Annotated in this window: 22 protein-coding genes; 8 read left to right on the forward strand and 14 right to left on the reverse strand. The window is 56.1% G+C overall.

The genetic code is table 11. From position 1 onward, the window contains the following. Nucleotides 1-119 precede the first annotated feature (119 nt). The 4 genes from AC5S16_RS00795 to AC5S16_RS00810 form a co-directional block, all read right to left on the reverse strand. A complete protein-coding gene (locus AC5S16_RS00795; protein ID WP_493928095.1) occupies nucleotides 120-1,151 on the reverse strand; it encodes a YncE family protein in 1,032 nt (343 codons plus the stop codon). A 92-nt stretch (nucleotides 1,152-1,243) separates the two neighbouring features. Beyond that, a complete protein-coding gene (locus tag AC5S16_RS00800; RefSeq protein ID WP_493928096.1) occupies nucleotides 1,244-1,423 on the reverse strand; it encodes a PIN domain-containing protein in 180 nt (59 codons plus the stop codon). Further along, nucleotides 1,420-1,641, reverse strand: a complete 222-nt coding sequence (locus AC5S16_RS00805) for a putative toxin-antitoxin system toxin component, PIN family (RefSeq protein WP_493928097.1) — start codon at nucleotides 1,639-1,641, stop codon at nucleotides 1,420-1,422. Before AC5S16_RS00805 ends, AC5S16_RS00800 begins: the two co-directional genes overlap by 4 nt. Beyond that, nucleotides 1,638-2,027, reverse strand: a complete 390-nt coding sequence (locus AC5S16_RS00810) for a ribbon-helix-helix protein, CopG family (RefSeq protein WP_493928098.1) — start codon at nucleotides 2,025-2,027, stop codon at nucleotides 1,638-1,640. Before AC5S16_RS00810 ends, AC5S16_RS00805 begins: the two co-directional genes overlap by 4 nt. Between AC5S16_RS00810 and AC5S16_RS00815 the strand changes: the two genes are divergently transcribed. The 7 genes from AC5S16_RS00815 to AC5S16_RS00845 all read left to right on the forward strand — a co-directional run bounded on the left by AC5S16_RS00815 (nucleotide 2,008) and on the right by AC5S16_RS00845 (nucleotide 9,335). After that, nucleotides 2,008-4,221 (forward strand): xanthine dehydrogenase family protein molybdopterin-binding subunit, encoded by a 2,214-nt coding sequence (locus AC5S16_RS00815; RefSeq protein ID WP_493928099.1) that lies wholly within the window; start codon nucleotides 2,008-2,010, stop codon nucleotides 4,219-4,221. The two genes, AC5S16_RS00810 and AC5S16_RS00815, sit on opposite strands and share 20 nt — an antisense overlap. 460 nt (nucleotides 4,222-4,681) lie before the next feature. Beyond that, complete coding sequence (locus AC5S16_RS00820) at nucleotides 4,682-6,250, forward strand: S10 family peptidase (RefSeq protein WP_493928100.1); 1,569 nt, start codon at nucleotides 4,682-4,684, stop codon at nucleotides 6,248-6,250. A 94-nt stretch (nucleotides 6,251-6,344) separates the two neighbouring features. Next, a complete protein-coding gene (locus AC5S16_RS00825; protein ID WP_493928101.1) occupies nucleotides 6,345-6,596 on the forward strand; it encodes a type II toxin-antitoxin system HicA family toxin in 252 nt (83 codons plus the stop codon). Continuing rightward, the gene (locus AC5S16_RS00830) at nucleotides 6,593-6,931 is read left to right on the forward strand and encodes a type II toxin-antitoxin system HicB family antitoxin (protein WP_493928102.1); all 339 of its coding nucleotides are present in this window, start codon (nucleotides 6,593-6,595) and stop codon (nucleotides 6,929-6,931) included. Before AC5S16_RS00825 ends, AC5S16_RS00830 begins: the two co-directional genes overlap by 4 nt. Before the next feature lie 47 nt (nucleotides 6,932-6,978). After that, nucleotides 6,979-7,413 (forward strand): Xre family toxin-antitoxin system antitoxin, encoded by a 435-nt coding sequence (locus AC5S16_RS00835; RefSeq protein ID WP_493928103.1) that lies wholly within the window; start codon nucleotides 6,979-6,981, stop codon nucleotides 7,411-7,413. Continuing rightward, entirely contained in the window at nucleotides 7,413-7,868 is a 456-nt protein-coding gene (locus AC5S16_RS00840; protein ID WP_493928104.1) for an RES family NAD+ phosphorylase, read from the forward strand. The genes AC5S16_RS00835 and AC5S16_RS00840 overlap by 1 nt, the downstream gene beginning before the upstream one ends. Before the next feature lie 120 nt (nucleotides 7,869-7,988). After that, nucleotides 7,989-9,335 (forward strand): nucleotide sugar dehydrogenase, encoded by a 1,347-nt coding sequence (locus AC5S16_RS00845; protein ID WP_493928105.1) that lies wholly within the window; start codon nucleotides 7,989-7,991, stop codon nucleotides 9,333-9,335. A 78-nt stretch (nucleotides 9,336-9,413) separates the two neighbouring features. Here AC5S16_RS00845 and AC5S16_RS00850 read toward each other — a convergent pair whose 3' ends face one another. The 10 genes from AC5S16_RS00850 to AC5S16_RS00895 form a co-directional block, all read right to left on the reverse strand. Beyond that, nucleotides 9,414-9,896 (reverse strand): nuclear transport factor 2 family protein, encoded by a 483-nt coding sequence (locus AC5S16_RS00850; protein ID WP_493928106.1) that lies wholly within the window; start codon nucleotides 9,894-9,896, stop codon nucleotides 9,414-9,416. 120 nt (nucleotides 9,897-10,016) lie between these two features. Then, nucleotides 10,017-10,214, reverse strand: a complete 198-nt coding sequence (locus AC5S16_RS00855) for a hypothetical protein (RefSeq protein ID WP_493928107.1) — start codon at nucleotides 10,212-10,214, stop codon at nucleotides 10,017-10,019. A gap of 47 nt (nucleotides 10,215-10,261) precedes the next feature. Beyond that, nucleotides 10,262-11,218: a tetratricopeptide repeat protein gene (locus AC5S16_RS00860; RefSeq protein WP_493928108.1), complete on the reverse strand. Its 957-nt coding sequence runs from the start codon at nucleotides 11,216-11,218 to the stop codon at nucleotides 10,262-10,264. Nucleotides 11,219-11,282: 64 nt separating this feature from the next. Next, a complete protein-coding gene (locus AC5S16_RS00865) occupies nucleotides 11,283-11,696 on the reverse strand; it encodes a type II toxin-antitoxin system VapC family toxin (protein WP_493928109.1) in 414 nt (137 codons plus the stop codon). Then, complete coding sequence (locus AC5S16_RS00870; protein WP_493928110.1) at nucleotides 11,696-12,019, reverse strand: hypothetical protein; 324 nt, start codon at nucleotides 12,017-12,019, stop codon at nucleotides 11,696-11,698. The genes AC5S16_RS00865 and AC5S16_RS00870 overlap by 1 nt, the downstream gene beginning before the upstream one ends. Nucleotides 12,020-12,026: 7 nt before the next feature. Then, nucleotides 12,027-12,770, reverse strand: a complete 744-nt coding sequence (gene pal / locus AC5S16_RS00875; RefSeq protein ID WP_493928111.1) for a peptidoglycan-associated lipoprotein Pal — start codon at nucleotides 12,768-12,770, stop codon at nucleotides 12,027-12,029. A gap of 85 nt (nucleotides 12,771-12,855) precedes the next feature. Then, entirely contained in the window at nucleotides 12,856-14,214 is a 1,359-nt protein-coding gene (gene tolB, locus AC5S16_RS00880; protein WP_493928112.1) for a Tol-Pal system beta propeller repeat protein TolB, read from the reverse strand. A gap of 40 nt (nucleotides 14,215-14,254) precedes the next feature. Beyond that, nucleotides 14,255-15,109: an energy transducer TonB gene (locus AC5S16_RS00885; RefSeq protein WP_493928113.1), complete on the reverse strand. Its 855-nt coding sequence runs from the start codon at nucleotides 15,107-15,109 to the stop codon at nucleotides 14,255-14,257. A 141-nt stretch (nucleotides 15,110-15,250) separates the two neighbouring features. Continuing rightward, nucleotides 15,251-15,673: an ExbD/TolR family protein gene (locus AC5S16_RS00890; protein WP_493928114.1), complete on the reverse strand. Its 423-nt coding sequence runs from the start codon at nucleotides 15,671-15,673 to the stop codon at nucleotides 15,251-15,253. Next, the gene (locus AC5S16_RS00895) at nucleotides 15,657-16,439 is read right to left on the reverse strand and encodes a MotA/TolQ/ExbB proton channel family protein (protein WP_493928115.1); all 783 of its coding nucleotides are present in this window, start codon (nucleotides 16,437-16,439) and stop codon (nucleotides 15,657-15,659) included. The genes AC5S16_RS00890 and AC5S16_RS00895 overlap by 17 nt, the downstream gene beginning before the upstream one ends. 275 nt (nucleotides 16,440-16,714) lie before the next feature. Here AC5S16_RS00895 and AC5S16_RS00900 point away from each other — a divergent pair, with 275 nt between their 5' ends. Beyond that, on the forward strand, nucleotides 16,715-16,924 hold the full coding sequence (locus tag AC5S16_RS00900) for a hypothetical protein (protein ID WP_493928116.1): 210 nt from the start codon (nucleotides 16,715-16,717) through the stop codon (nucleotides 16,922-16,924). Nucleotides 16,925-17,051: the final 127 nt, after the last annotated feature.

Here is a 17,051-nt window from a genome sequence, read left to right on the forward strand (position 1 = left end):
GTGGATTATCCAATGCTCAAAACTATACATCGCTACGGGGATGCTGGCTCGAATTTAAATTGAATTTGGCACCAGGGAAGAGACTTTTCCCGTCTCTTCCCCGTTTTCTGGGAGGAGGGCTATTTGCTGATAACAATGACCGTGAAGCTTCCTGGAAGCACCGGTGGACGCGGCCGCGGGTTCTCGGGAGTCGCCGCAGGACGCGGCCCAAACTCAGCCGCCACCGTATAAATCTTTCCCGTTTTAGGATCGAGCGCCATCGTACGCGCGCTCTTCTGCGTGGCCACATTCTGTACCACCGAATAGGAATCAGGCGAGTCCTGATGGACCACGGTCAGAGTGCCGTCGCCATTCGAGCTGAAGGCATATCCCGCCGAAGCATCGAAGCCCGCAGCATCCGGCCCATCGCCGATCTCAGGCGAAGCCACGACCTTGCCGCTCGCGGCATCAACCACGGACATCTTCTTGCCGTCGCAGACCGCGAAGAGCCGGTTGTGAGCAACGTCGATCGTATGTCCTGAAGGCGAATCACAGATCGGCCATTCCGCCAGCAGCTTATGGGCATTTGCATCCAGATGCACGATCTCGTTCTTGTCTTCAATGTTCACAAAGACCGAACCCTTGCCGTCAGCGACAGGGAACTCCGGCTTGCCCGGCAGCGCGACCGTAGCTACTACCTGCTTGCTCTTCGAATCAATCACCGTCGCATTCTTGCTGCGTCCGTTGAAAGCCCACACAGTCTGCGTCGAGGGCTCAAAGAGAATGCCGTCCGGATTGGTTCCCGCAGGAATTGTCTGCGTGATCTTGTTGCTCTTGCGGTCGAAGACGGCGACCGCATTGCCCGCTCCATCACTGATGTATCCGTCCTTGCCATTGATATCAAAAGCGATGCCATGCGTGCCCTTGAGCCCGGTAATATCGGCAACTGGCTTACCCAATGAAGTATCGACGACCATCACATGGCTGCCGCGCGTAATGTAAAGAAGCCCTGATTGCGGATCGACAGCCAGGTAATCCCATCCGCCATCCCCTCCAATCTTCCACTTGTCCTGCACATGATACGGGCCATCCGCCCGCGCTGTAACGCTGCCCGCTAACATGAGCGCTGCGCCCGCAATCATCGCCAATCTCCAGCCAGCTTGCTTCCTCATCTTTCATTCCTTTCCGGATCAAACATGATCCACGCCGACTCTATTCCTGTTCCCTTAAGTGGGGCTGAACATGTGCGAAAGGCGACTGAAGTTTACTCGGCATTGAGGAACTGGCGGACCGTCAAGATGTGAATGTTTTTATAGGAACCGAGTTTGAGAAGATGGCGGTCTCCACTGACGATAAACTGTGCCTCACCGGTGACCGCACATTCAAGAACCCGGTCATCATCGGGATCATCAGCAACTACGCGCAGAATAAAATCAGGCTTCACAAGATCAACTGCGCCTTCCAGTTTTGTAAGGATAGCGCGTCTATCGGTGCCGTGACTTTGAACTTCTCGCGTAGCTTCTCGTCGAGTTCGTCGAGAAGAGCAGGAGATGACACCAATGCAAAGGCCCCGCTAAGAGCAAGATCCAGAAAATTCCCCGGCAAGCCGCCGAACATCAGTGCCGAGATGAAGACATTGGTATCAGCTACGACGCGGATCATCGAGCCTGGGAGCGTCGTTTCTCGCGCCGGAATTCATCAGACATGCGTTCCACATCTGCTTCTCTTTGGATGCCGAGTGCCTTTCCGGTAGCGCGAGTGCGCCGCAGCAATGCCTCCCACTCCGGATCTGCCACCATATAACGACGCAGAGCTTCACGGAACAGCTCGCTGATCGTCCGGTGCTCACTCTTCGCGATTTTTTGCGCTTTTACCAAAAGGTCGGGCGGCAGGGTGATTGAAATTGTCTTGGCAGTCCGCATGCTTGTCAATATGGAACAATGAAAAACATTGTCAAGCAGGAGAAAGAATCGAAAATACTCTCTGCCTAAATCTCCATATAAACTGGTGCAAAGCATGGAGGGAACCATGGCGACGCAGTCGATCATCGGAGCAGCGGTGCCTCGCATTGATGGCCGTCTGAAGACCACAGGCGGAGCGAAGTATTCATCTGATCACCATTTCCCCGACCTGGTTTACCTTGTTCCTGTCTGCAGCCCCATCGCCAAAGGAAAGATCACAAAGCTCGACGCATCTGAAGCCGAAAAGATGCCGGGAGTCCTTCGCGTGATGTATCACGGCCATGCTCCCATGCTTTACCGTCCGGTTCCCGGCGACCAGAGTGCGATTGTGGACGAAACCCGCCCCGCCTTCGAAGATGAAAACATTTACTACGCAGGACAATATGTAGCTGCTGTTGTTGCCGAGACATTCGAACTTGCCCAGACCGCTGCCGCTGCTATCAAAGTAGAATATGCCGCCGAAACGCCGAACGTTGCCCTCGATCTGGGCGACGGCTTCAAGGAGATGAAGACCGAAAGCAAGCGCGGCGACCTGGACAAGGCATTCGAGAGCGCGCCCATCAAGATCGACGAGACTTACGTCACTCCCGCCGAGACCCACAACCCCATCGAGCTGCACGCCTCAGTCGCAACCTGGGACGGCCAGAAGTTCACGCTCTACGAAACAACTCAATCGCTCCTGAACCACCAGGCCGTCATGGCGCAGTTTCTCGGAGTGCCGAAAGAAAATGTCCAGATTGTGATGAAATTCCTCGGCTCAGGATTCGGCGGAAAACTGTGGCCGTGGTCGCACGCTCCTCTCGCTGCTGCTGCTGCCCGAGAACTGAATCGCCCGGTAAAAGCTGTCGTCTCGCGCCGCATGATGTTCACGAACGTAGGTCATCGTCCGCGCACACAGCAGCGCATCCGCCTGGCAGCGACTCCAGACGGCAAGCTGCTCGCGCTTGGACATGACTATGCGAACGACACCGCCGAAATTACCGACTACAGCGAGGGCTGCGGCGAGGCAACACCGTACATCTACAGCTGTCCGAATCTGTTGTTGCGCGGTGGAACAGCAAAACGCAACATCGGACCTCCTACAGCGATGCGTGGCCCGGGAGCCGTGCCCGGCCTCTATGCTCTCGAATCAGGCATGGACGAGCTTGCCATCAAGCTCAAGATCGATCCCGTCGAGCTGCGACTGCGCAATGAGCCTGAGAAAGACGAGGGCACTGGCAAGCCATTCTCCTCGCGTCATCTCAAAGAGTGTATTCAGACCGGAGCAGAGAAGTTCGGATGGTCCAGGCGCAACCCGCAGGTCGGATCGATGCGGCAGGGTGATCTGGTCCTCGGCTGGGGAATGGCGTGCGCTTCCTGGGGAGCATTTCGTATGGCCTGCGAGGCCACTGTCTCGCTCAACAACGACGGCAGCGCGCGTGTCAGTTGCGCCACGCAGGACATCGGCACCGGAACCTACACCATCTTCGCGCAGGTCGTCAGCGACAAGACCGGCATCCCCGTAGACAAAATCGAAGTCGTGATTGGCGACAGTACTCTGCCCGCCGGCCCGCTCTCCGGAGGATCATGGGTCACGGCCTCAGTCATCCCAGCGCTGGCCGACGCCTCCGGCGCAGCGATCAAGGCCGTTCTCGGCATCGCCGCAAAATCCCCATCATCGCCATTTGCAGGAAAGAAGCCAGAAGACCTCGCATTCACTGGGGGACGCATCCACGCCAAAGACCAGAATGCGGCGCAGGGAATTGCTTACATCGATCTTCTGAAGCAGGCCAACATTCGTGCAGCAAGCGGAACAGGGAAGTCCATCAGCGCCTTTGAAGACCCGGAGGCGCAAAAATATTCGCAGCACTCTTATGGAGCGCAATTTGTCGAAGTCACCTGGGACCCGGGCATCGCGCGCCTGCGTGTGAGCCGCGTAGTCTCTGTGATCGATGTTGGCCGCGTCATCAACCTCAAGCCTGCGCGTAACCAGGTAGAAGGCGCAGTTGTCATGGGTGTTGGCATGGCACTCTTCGAGGAAACGCACTACGACCACCGCAATGGATTCCCCATCAATAGCAACTACGCCGACTACATCGTCTCTTCCTGTGCTGATGCTCCGGAGATCGACGTTACCTTCCTCAACTATCCTGACCTGACGCTCAATCCATACGGCGCGCGCGGTGTAGGAGAAATTGGCCTTGCAGGTATTGCGCCTGCCATTACTGCAGCCGTCCACCACGCCACCGGAGTACGTGTGCGCGAGCTGCCCATTCGCATCGAAAACCTGCTGCGAGCGTAATTCCCACCGCGCTGTCATCCTGAGCGAACCCTGCTCTGACTCTGAGTGAAAACGAAGAGGAAGAGCAGAGGAGTCGAAGGACCCGCACGAACTGGAAATGCTCCTGAACGGAATCGAAGAGTTCGTGCGATGTCGACCGATAAGGTCGGCTCAATCTTCTCATCTGGCCGTGTAAGATACGGAACACCGAGGCTAAAATCATCCTCTATCAAGGTTAGACATCACTGGTGTTCGCGCGGTCTAGCAGAGTAGAAGAACCTGTAGTTCCTGCTATGTATCAATTTCTAACTGCCCATAAAATTCATTGACGAACTTAGTAATCAAGCGGGGTTAGTCCAGGCAATCCTCGCAAAAATAATCTAGCCAGACTTCCAGACAAATCCCTGTATAGTGAAACAAATTCCAAATTGTATCCGTCATTCGTGGCACAGATCACATACACCTGAGGAGGGGCTAGGCGTTGAAGAAACTTTCACGGCAGCTGGCGGCATTGTCGCTAGGCGCACTTCTATTTGGCTCATATACCCACACCTTTGCGCAGGACGGGAGGCCAGACAATCAACAGAAACCCGAACAGCGCGACAAGGACAAAGACAAAGACCAGCAGAACACACCGCAGGAAAAAAGCTCTGTCACGCATCACGACATCACCCTCAACGGGAGAGCCATCCACTACACCGCAACCGCAGGCACTCTATTGATCCGCGATGGCGATGAGAAGCCCTACGGCAGCATCTTTTATGTCGCCTATACAGAAGATGGCGCCGATCCGAAGACGCGTCCCGTCACCTTTCTCTACAACGGTGGCCCGGGGTCAGCGACCCTCTGGCTGCACATGGGTTCTGTCGGGCCAGTAAGAGTCATGACCTCCAGCCCATCAGCTACCGGAGGTGGCCCGTATCAGGTAGTCCCCAACCAGTACAGCATCCTCGACAAAAGCGATCTGGTCTTCATCGATGCGCCGCTCACCGGCTACTCCCGCGCTGTCGGCAAGGGCACGCCCAAGGATTTCACGGGAATCGATCCGGACCTGTCGGCATTCGATAAATTCATCCAGCGCTATGTCACGGTGAACCAGCGCTGGAACTCGCCGAAGGTGCTCTTCGGTGAATCCTATGGCACGCCGCGCTCTGCAGGGCTTTCCGCGCTGTTGCAGGAACATGGCGTGTCCCTGAATGGCGTCGTCCTATTGTCCTCCATCCTGAACTTTGGCCGGGGCCCGGACATGGCTTATATCGCCAACTTGCCGAGCTATGCTGCCATCGCCTGGTATCACAACAAGCTGCAGAACAAGCCGTCAGACATCAAGGCTTTTCTGAATGATGTCCGCAAATTTGCCCTGGGCGATTATGCTCATGCTCTTGCGGAAGGCGATCAGCTGCCTCCTGCAGAGATTGATGCCGTTGCCACAAAAGTAAGCCAGTACACCGGGCTCAGTGTGCAATACGTCAAGGATGCGAAGCTGCGCATTTCGCCTACTCGATTCCGCAAGGAATTGCTGCGCGATCAGGGCTATATTCTCGGCCGCTATGATGCGCGCTTTGAAGGCACCGACGAAGACAACGCAGGCGAGAATCCCGATTACGATCCATCCGACACAGGCATCGCGGGAGCATTCGTCGCTGCTGAAAACGACTATCTCGCGCATGAGTTGAAGTACGTCACTACCGATGAATACCGTCCCACGGTCTACGGAAGCACCGGCGAATGGAGCTTCCAGCACCGCAGGCCGGGCGCCTTCGGTCGTGGAGGAGGAGGCCGCGCGGCGCCGGATCTATCCCAGGACCTGGCCGACACCATGCGCAAGAATCCCAGGCTGAAAGTGCTCTCAGCCAATGGATATTTCGATCTGGCCACGCCGTTTTTCGGGACCGAGTATGACATCTCGCATATGATGCTCACCCCCGATATCGCGAAGAACGTCGAGTTCACCTACTACCCGTCAGGCCACATGGTCTATCTGAATGTCGAAGCATTGAAGGACTTTAACAAAGATCTCGAAGGCTTCTACTCTACTCTGACGAAGTAACCTCAGAAGGCGGAGCCGGATTCCCGGCTCCGCCTTTTTTCTTTGCAACTAAATATAGTTGCAATGCCTTCGCCGTTGCCATATTCTAGGCATAATGTCGAAACCTCAAAAGGCTCTTGAGCGCTTTCTGTCGCAACCAAAAGACTTTCGATGGGAAGAGCTTAAGTCGTTGATGGAAGCTTTTGGTTATGTACTCAAGCGAACCGGAGGTTCAGGCAGGAAATTCATCCACCCGGAAACAAAAGCTACATTGTTCATGCACGAACCTCATCCTGCCAGGATATTAAAGGCATATCAGGTGAGAGAAGCCATCAGCTTTTTGAAGCAGGAGAAGCACATTCCATGAGTCAGACGCTTGAATACAAGGGCTACAGCGGTTCCGTTCTCTTCAGTGCTGAAGACAAGATTCTCTACGGCAAGCTGGTCGGTATTCGCGACACAATTACCTATGAAGGGAAAGATGTAAAACAGCTTGAAGCCAGCTTCAAAGCCGCTGTAAATGAGTATCTGCAATTCTGCGAGGTTGAAGGTAAGGCCCCCGACAAACCGTTTAAAGGGAGCTTCAACATTCGCATTGGTCATGAACTGCATAAACGCGCAGCTCTTTATGCGCAGGATCACAATCAAAAACTGAACACTGTGATTCACGATGCGCTGGAAGAATTTCTGGCTCACTCTTAATCTTGCCTAGCTTGCCAAATGGCGTAATAATAATGCCAGGTGGCAATATGAGCATCAACGAAATCGTCGATGTCCTGGGCGGACGCAAAACCTTCCGCAGGCCGGTCCGGACCCCCGATGATCTGGTGGAACAGATACGCATCGGGCTGCCCGCCTCAACCATTGTGCTGCTCGCCGCTACACTGGCTCTGCAGCGGACCCAGGTGGCCGAGCGCCTCAATATCTCCTCTCGCACTCTCAGCCGGAGACTATCCACGAACGCCCGTCTTACCCAGGATGAGTCGGACAGAACCCTGCGCATGGCGCGAGTGATCGCTCTGGCTAAAGAAGTCCTGGGAACGGAAGAAAAGGCATCGCGCTGGATCAATACCCCCAACCGCGCGCTCGGAGGAACCCGGCCTTTTGATCAACTCGATACCGAGCCGGGAGTCCGCTCTGTAGAGGAAGTCCTGCATAGAATCGCGTACGGGATCTACAGCTGATGCAGCTTTGGAGGCTGTTCCCGGAGCGCTTCAGCGATACGGCCTTTACCGGAACAGGCTGTCTCTATGCCGCCGGACGATGGAATCATCTTGGTGCTGTCATGGTCTACACCGCCACTTCGCGAGCTTTGTCGGCATTGGAGTTCTTCGTGAACCTCGATCCAAACGAAGCGCCGGACGACCTCCTGATGGCGGAGGCAACCGTCCCCGACGAGTTGATTGAACATCTGAACACAAGCCTGCTGCCGGCAAACTGGCGCGAGCTGAATAACGGAACCTGCCGCGACCTCGGCTCCACCTGGGCAGCGAGCCTGCGCTCACTCGCACTTCAAGTCCCCTCCGCCGTTGTAGAAGACGATTGGAACGTCCTGCTGAATCCCAAACACCCGGAATTCAGCGCAGTCCATATCGGCACTCCGAAGCCCTTCCACTACGACGAAAGAATGTTCCGGTAAGAGTCTTTCCTCTGCGGTTTCTTGGTGTTCTTAGCGCCTTGGCGGTAGATTTCAGAAAATGGCCCAACATGCATCTCTCCGCAAAGAAATGCGATGATAGAAGTTTGAGGTAAATCACGCATGGCCAATGCCGTAGCAAGCGACACCGCCCAGTTCATCCAGAAGATCGAGAACCGGTCCGCCCGCATCGGAATCATCGGAATGGGATACGTGGGCCTGCCGCTCGCGCTTTTGTTCAGTGAAGAGAGCTTCGCCGTCACCGGATTCGATATCGACACGCAGAAAGTGGCCACTCTCAATTCTGGCGGCTCCTACATCGTCCGCATTCCCGGCACCGAGATCCAGGATGCGCAGCAGCACGGCTTTCGCGCCACGTCCGACTATTCCGAAATCAGCAGTGTCGACGCCATCATCATCTGCGTGCCTACGCCGCTCAATGAGTACCATGAGCCCGATCTCAGCTTCATTGAAGCCACAACAAGTGCTATCGCTCCGCACCTGCGCGAAGGTCAGCTCATCGTCCTCGAAAGCACCACCTATCCCGGCACTACGGAAGAAGTGCTGATCCCGCTTCTCGAAGCCGGAAACGACAAAGGATTGCGCGTCAGCCGCGAAGCCGGCTCACCGGGTTTCTACGTAGCCTTTTCACCTGAGCGTGAAGACCCCGGCAACGACACCGTAGCCCGCCGCGACATTCCCAAAGTTGTCGGTGGAGTCGGTCCCGTCGCCCAGGAGCTTGCTTCCGCCGTCTACGGAAGCATCTTCAACCGCACCGTCGCCGTCTCGTCGCCCGCTGCGGCCGAGATGACCAAGCTGCTCGAAAACATCTACCGCTGCGTCAACATCGCGCTCGTCAATGAGCTGAAGCAGCTCTGCCATCGCATGGACATCGATATCTTCGAAGTGATTGATGCGGCGAAGACCAAGCCCTTCGGCTTCCAGGCTTTTTACCCAGGTCCGGGACTTGGGGGACACTGCATCCCCATCGATCCCTTCTATCTTTCCTGGAAGGCAAAGCAGTACGACTTCCGGACAAAGTTCATTGAGCTGGCTGGTGAAGTCAACGTAGCCATGCCGTATTATGTGGTCGACAAAACCGTCGCCGCGCTCAACGAGCAATCGAAGGCGCTCAAGGGCGCAAAGATTCTCGTCCTCGGCCTCGCCTACAAGAAAGATGTCGACGACCTGCGCGAGTCGCCCTCGCTCTCGATTATCGAACTGCTCAAGCAGCGCGGAGCTATTGTTTCCTACAACGATCCGTACTTCCCGCGCGTAGGCCGTGGACGCCACTACGACCTGAACATGGAAGGCGTGCCGCTCGACAATCTAGGCCAGTATGACTGCGTGCTAATCGTCACTGATCACTCAGACTACGACTACGCCCGCATCGTGCGCGAATCGAAGCTCATCGTTGATTCACGCAACGCGACACGCGGCATCCAGTCTGAAAAGATCATCCTCTGCTGAAGATAGGCGAGGGCTTTTAGCCCTCGCAATAATGTCAATGGATACAATGGGGCTTCAGCCCCTGAGGCACACAAAGAATCAATTCGCAGCTACGGGAGTCTGTTGCGAATAGAGCACATGCCACGCGTCGTCAGTCCATACATAGACATCCGTAAAGCGCGTGCTTTGCGATTTTCCATCGGCGGCAGTGGCCGTAAACACTCCATGGGCGATGGCCGTGTCCCCATGCATCAGCACATCCACCTTCGGCATTTCCGGAACGGAGAGATTCTTGCCGCGGTTGCGGCTCGCAGTTTCCAGCTCATCTGACAGCACACGCCACTTGCCTCGCCCCGATGTTTCGGCGTAACTCGGCAGCAGCAGGCATTTTTCAAAGTCTGTATCGCCTTTCAGGAAGGCGTTGGTGAAGGCATTTTCCAGCCGCTGCACTGTGGCTTCATCGTGCTGTTGGTGGGCAAGGTCAGGAATATTGTTGCAGCCTTCTGCGTACAATTGCGCAGAGAAGAAGGGAAGAGCAAGAAACGCAGCAAAAACGAAAGTCCTCGAAAAAATCAGCTTCACAGACAGCCTCCATGCAGATATGCATGGAAAGTAGATTCACGCGGTCACGCAAAAGACCAGTGATGCGTCCGTAGCTGCCTGAACTGCGCCCGGAGGAGAAAAACCCACGCTGAAACGCGCCTAGTCGCGCTGCCCGCTATGCTCCGGAACATTCCCGGGCTCGGGAAAATCCGTGTCGTTGTCTTCTTCGTTATTCTTGATCAAAGGATCGGCGTGGCGGTGAGGAAGCTGGCCGGCCAGATGACCGGGGGAGTGGTCGGCTGGCGATTCTGTCTCCACGGCCCCTTTCTGGGAATCACTGTCACGATGCGTTGGCATATGGTTCTCTCAGATGTCTTTCGGAGGCTGTGAGGTTGTAGTGAAAGTTAAGGACGGGAAGCAGGCGGCTTCTGTGCCGTAATGCGTACTCCAAGACCATTCAGCCGGCTGCGCGCCTGTGCGGCCTCCGGAGTTTGCGGATAGCGTTGGATAAGGTTGCGCAGGTCGCGGATTCCGGCATCGCGCTGGTTCATTGCAATTTCTGCCTCGCCCTTGCGCAGCTGCGCTGCGGGAGCCTTGGGGCTGCCCGCAAACTGCTCCAGCACCGCATCGTAATTCTGGATGGCTGTCTTGTAATCACCTTGGCGATAGGCAATCTCGCCCAGGTAGAACTGTGCATTTCCAGCAAGCTTATCCTGCGAATAGTACTTCAGAACATCGTTGAACTCGCTCGCCGCCACATCATACTTCGCGCTGTTGTAATCGCGGATGCCGCCTTGATAGAGCTGATCTAACGGTGGAGCAGCCTGTTGCTGCTGTTGCGGTGGAGGAGCCATTCCTGCATCAGGAGAGCCTGGGCTCTGACCCTGACCCGCTCCAGGTCCCGGGGCTGAAGACTGAGGAGGCTGCTGTCCACCCTGGAAGCCACCGCCGCCCGCAGGCTGCGCGTTCACATTCTGCAGCTGCGCCTGGATATCCTGAAGCGTTTTCTCCACGCGTCCGATGCGCGACTTCAGTTCATCGACGGAATCATTGACGCCCTGCAGTTGGCCGGAGAGCTGCTCGCCCTTCACCGCGCCTTCGCTCTGCGCCTGTACCTGTTGCTGCATGGCATTGACCGACTGCGACATGCGGTTCACTGTGTCAGCGGTCTGCTCAACGAGGTGCTGCAGAACTCCCATGCGCTGGTCGTTCGTGGACTGCAAGCGCTGCAGCATGTCCTGCAGTTGCTGCACCTGTGTCTGCAGCTGGATCATTTCTTTCGAGGCGGCATGAGCGCTTGGTGCAGGGCAGAGAAGTGCCAGCGATGCCAATGTAGTGAGGTGAATCAACGTCTTTCGCATAGAAAGTCCTCTGAGATGTGCGTACAAGCGTAATTCCTTAAGTTTAATCCTTTTAATTCGACTGTCATAACAGTCCTACTCCTTCCGAAGCAGCGGCAGCCTTCAGGTCCTGATCCAGAGTGGCTAATGGCAGTCCAGTTTGCTGAGCAAGTTCAAGGTACGCGGCATCATAAGATGTAAGATTGTGCTGCTTTGCGAGAGCGCGAATCCGTTCGAGATAAGGCGTGTCGTAATGCTGTTCCACAAGAATTGGAAGTGCGCCAACCATTACCACAAACTGGCGTGCGTCCGTTTCCGATATCCGGCCCCGTTTTTGGGCCTTGAGGATTCCATTCAAAATTTCGACTGGCCAATGGGCGGGAACTGCAGCTTCTTCGCCTCTCCGAAGCCTGAAGAGAAGTCCATTTGTGAATGTGGTGGCTTCATCAGCAAAACACCAGGGCAAAGTCGTGGAAGCATTAATAACGAATGCCGGCATTAGTATTTGTGACCTTCATGAATCAGGTCTTTGATCTTTAACCCGCCTAGTGTATTGCGCTTTTGGATTTCAAGGATAGAAGCAACGGCTTCTTCAGGCGAGTATTCATCTGTTCCGAAACGAATCCAGTCTCCGCGGTCCCCACGTGCCTGTTTCAGCAACTGCACAACATATGCCTCAACATCAAGGCCGCGTTGCGTTGCTTCAAATGCAAGCTGGGCTTCCATTTCAGGGCTGAGTTGGATCTGAATCATCTTGCACACATCATACGACGGAAACAAGAACGCCGCCACGCAGGACGGCGTTCTTGCGACCTCAATCAAAAGAAGACTAGCGGTCCACGTTGAACTGGGCACGGCGGTTCTGCTGCCAGCAGTCTTCCGTGTGATCGGTGCAGAACTGCTTCTCCTTGCCGTAGCTCACGGTGCGCAGGCGGTCCGGGCTCACGCCGGCATTCACCAGCGCCTGTTTGGCCGCATTGGCGCGGTTTTCGCCCAGGCTCAGGTTGTATTCGGTCGAGCCGCGCTCGTCGCAGTAGCCGCCGATCACCACCTTGATCCCCGGATGCTGGTTCAGGAATGCCGCGTCCTGCTGGATCGTCGGCTGCGCGTCCGGACGGATATCATAAGCGTCGTAGTCATAGAAGATGTCGTGCACATTCTGATGGAAGAGCGAGTCTTCCATGTCGCCCTCATTCAGATTGCTCGCTGGAGCAGTCGGTGAGTTCACCGTCAGACGCGCCGTCGCATCCGCCGATCCACCATCGCCGCGCGCAATCAGGTGATAGTTTGTCGACTCGGTCGGCTTCACATTCATCGTGCCTGTTGCGGCAACTTGCCCTACACCTTCAATCGAGATGTCCGTGGCATTCGAAGTCCGCCATGTCAGAACAGCGCTGTCGCCAGGATTAATAGCCGTCGGATTGACCGTGATGTCTGCAGTCGGGGCAGGCGCGGAAACCGTAGGCGGCGGAGGCGGTGGCGGAGCTGGTTTCTTCTTATGGCATCCGGCAACTACCAGGAGCGCCGCCAGACTGACTGCTGAAGCGATGGACTTACGATGGGCAAATTGCACGTTCTCCTCCTTAAGGAGCGTTCTTATATTTTTCTTTCCAAGACAGCGCAGCAGCAAACATCGCTACCGCACAGACACAGCAACTTTACTTCCAGCTCCAGTTCGGCATTGAGTTAGCGCCGCCATGACCCAGCGCATGTTGTTCTGTTCCGTCTGCCAGCATGGTCCAGAGCTGCGACCCGCCTTCACCTTCACGCTGGTAAACGATATGGCGCCCATCCGGCGACCACGATGGAAAATCGCAGCGCCCGGAGTCATGCGTCAATTGTGTCCAGCGCTTGCTGGCAATGTCCATAATATAGATGTCCTGCTCGCCCGGAGCACCCGGCCCATACTTGCGGTTCCACGCAAAGGCCAGGAACTGTCCATTCGGTGACCACGACGGCGATGTGGCATAGCCGCCATCGGTCATGCGCTGCACATTCGCGCCATCCGCATCCATGGTGTAAATCTGCGGCAGGCCTGTGCGCCCGCTCACCCATGCAATCTGCGAATTGGTCTTCGGATTCCACACTGGAGAAACATCCGGCCCTCGGAAAGCCGTCACGCGATGCAGTCCGCCGCCATTGCTGTCTGTGGTGTAGATTTCCGAGTCACCATCATGCGCTGACGAAAACGCCAGCTTCCCTCCGTCGCTCGCCCATGCCGGTGAAATCGTCGTTCCTGCCGGGGAAGAGAAGTTCACCATGCGGTTCAGCACCAGCGAGTACATGCGGATCGACCAGCCGCCCTTGCCCAGGCTGGCAAAAGCCAGCTTGGTGTTGTCCGGAGCAATACGCGGTGAGAGCGAGATGCTGTTCAGGTGCGTGACCTGGTGAGCATTCTCGCCGTCATAATCCATCACCCAGATTTCCTTGTTGCCCGTCCGCCCCGCGACGTAATAGATCTTCGTTTCACAGATGCCGGCAATGCCGCCCAGGCGCGAAATGATCTCATCGGCGAAGCGGTGTGCAATGTTACGCACATTGTCCACGCTGGCATTATCGGAATACTGCTTGCCGAGAATCTGCGGAGTCTGCTGGTTCTTCGCGTCAAATAAGAAACCGTTGACGCTTACTTTGCCATCGCCCACGCCCAGCGCGCCAAAGGCGACCATATCCGCATTCGAAGGAGCACCGGCCCACGTCGGCAGGCTGATCTCCTGCGGCGACCCCGGCATCAGCGGCGGAGCCATGCTCTTCGAAACCATGTCGAAGATGCCCGCATTCTGAAGATCATTGAATAGCGTCGTGTCGAACGCGGTCTTCAACTGACCTGTCTGTGGATCACCTGATGTAGGCTTGAAGTTCGCGGCCGCGAGACGGATCTTGGTAGCGCCAAGGTTGGTGCCCGTCTTTACCCAGTCCTGCGAGTATGCGGAAAGAGTGCCGCCGATGGTGAGGAATGCTAGAAAAAATAAAGAACAACGAATAATCGAAACTGCTTGCTTCTTGCCTGAATTCATTCTTCCGTCCCGCAGATTGATATGCGAAAGCTGGAGATGATCAACGTCCCGGCTCTTCACAATAGTACGACACCGAAAGCGTGCTTCCGTTATATCCCGGAGGAAGGGGACCGTATGAGTCAACCCTTTGCACAGCTCTTAGACACGATGTGTCCAGGCTCTGTGAGCCGCTCGACTGAGCAATACGCACCTGGCTGGGCGAGCCGTCACGCGAAAGAACGAACGAGAGGTACACTCTCGCTCCTGCCGGCGTGCCCTGCGCCACCTCCTGCGTCAACCAATTCTGCGCCGTCATCCTGCGTATCTTGTCTACATACCAGGGAAAGCGCGAACCGAAGTCTCCGCCATTGACTGCGACGGGATTATTGCCATTCGGGTTGCTTGTCGTCGACCGCGGAATGTTCGATTGCTGCGCCTCGCCATAGTTTGCCCGGTTCTGCTGGTTCGGAACCGGCTGCGGATGCCTGCTCTGTGTAGCCGTCGGCGTCGGTGGCGCCTGCTTCACCGGATTCTCCTGCTTCTGCGGCGCCTGTTGCTTCACCGGCGGTGGCGGCTTCTGCTTTTCTGGAATCGGAATCGCATCCGGCGGAGGAATCGGCGCGGCCTTCTGCGGAGCCGGAGGCGCCGGCGCAGGGCTCTGCTGCTGCGTCGCCAGAACATTCTCCGTAGGCTTTTGCTCGCTAGGCAACGGAATCGTGGGAGCCGAACTCACCAGTGTTGCCTGAATCGCTCCGGGAGCCGATTGGCTGTTGCCCCAGATGCCGCCATGAAACCGCCCTACAAGAAAAACGTAAGCCGCAATCGCGCCAACGATGCCGGCATGCAGAAAGAAAGAACCCGCCGCAGGCCCCGCCAGGCGGTCCGGTTCGATATCAACTCTGGCGCTCGTTCTCATACCTCTAACCAATTGTCATCCTGACCCTGAACGGAGTGAAGGGGAAGGATCTGTTTTCCCATCGAGCCGCACGAAACCGGGTGCCCCATACTTCGCGCTGATGTTGCGCGAAGTGTGGGAAAGCAATATCCCAACCTAACCCTACTTTGGGCCATTCCCAAGCGGCTGCGTCACAATGCTGATATTGGTAATCCCCGACTGCTTCACCGCATCCATCACCGAAGCAAACGCGCCGAAGGGAACGCGCTCATCCGCGCGCAGATAAATTACCTGGTGCGCCGGATCCGTATTCGGCTGACGCAGACGCGTAGGCAGATCGGCAAGATTAATCGGAGTGTCCCCAAGAAACACGCGCTGGTCTTTGTCGATCGTCAGTACAGTGCGCTGCTCTGTAATTTCCTTGACGGTCTTCGTTTTCGGAACCGCGACATCGATCCCCGACTGCAGCACCGGGGCCGTAAGCATGAAGATCACCAGCAGCACCAGCACCACGTCCACCAGCGGAGTGATGTTGATCTCCGCCAGCGCAGTTTGTGTATGGCCGCTTCTACTTGTGAAGGCCACGTGCGGCCTCCCTTTCCAGTGGATCCTGATCCGAGCCCACGGAGGCTTCTTCCATGCTGTTCAGCAGCTCGCGCGAAAAGTCATCCATGCGCGCGCCGAACTCGCGGCACCGCGCCGTGAACTGGTTGTAGGCAATGACTGCCGGAACAGCAACCACCAGTCCGGCCGCCGTCGTAATCAGCGCTTCTGAAACGCCGGGAGCTACAGCTCGCAGCGTCGCTGCGCCCGCCGTGCCCAGTCCATGGAAGGCATCGACAATACCCATGATCGTTCCAAAGAGTCCGACAAAGGGAGAAATCGCTCCGATCGTTGCCAGCCACGTCAACCGCTGTTCGAGCACCGTCAACACTTCGCTCGACGCCGTCTGCGCCGCGCGCTCGAGAGCGGTAATGTTCTTCGCCGGACCATAGCCTCCGGTTTGACGGCGGTACGTGTCGTAAACTTCGTCAAAAACATTCACCAGAGGGCTGGGCTTGAACTGCTCGCTGACTGCCGCAATCTCCTGCAGGCGATTGGCCTTGCGGAAGGCCCGCAGAAAACGGTTGCTCTGCGTGCGCGCCCGCTTGAAGCTGCCCCACTTGCCCAGGATGATCGCCCACGAGTAAAGGCTGGCAAACAGCAGCAGGCCCAGCACCACGAGCGCCACCGGTCCGCTGTTCTGCAGCATTTCAAGGATCGCGCTTCCGTTCGGAGGCGCCGGCGGAGCGCCTGCATCGGGCTCCGTCTGGAAAAGCAAAAAGGCTAGTGCAAGAAAAAAATGTGTCATCGCCTGGTAATAACGTTAGCAGACGCGATTCGCCCCCACCAAGTTGTCCGACGGCTGGGAATAGAAATGGTTACGTTTCTGATGCGTCTCATCGTGCTAACTGAGGATGAAACAGCCACATCGTAAATTCGGACAACTTCAATCCCTATTACACGAATGAGTTAGATCAATTTCTGTCTTTGTAATTTATTGCCTTTTCAAACAACTTACAGGAAAAAATCTTCGTCTGATCCCAACTAGAAATGTATGATGTCAGCCAATAGGGAGGAGTCATCATGGTTACACTGCATCCCGGACAATGTGGTCTCTGTGCTCACTTCGGAGAGCCTCACCCCGCCACCCCAGTCTTGACGCAGATTCACACCAGCAAACAAGCCCCCGAAACATTCCTCGACGACTGCGGCCACCCGAAGCTTTCGTCGCTTCACCTGAAAGTAACCGCCTCCAGCGGATGTGACGGTTTCGAACCAGCCGCCGCCGCCTAATTTTTTAGGTTGTCATCCTGAGCGGAGCGCAACGGAGTCGAAGGACCTGCTCGATAGCCACAAACAAGGGTGCCCCAGGTTCGCGTTAGCGAACCTGGGGTAGTTCATCGTTTCGTTAAATCACTCT

Source organism: Acidobacterium sp. FHG110202_01, assembly GCF_059115305.1.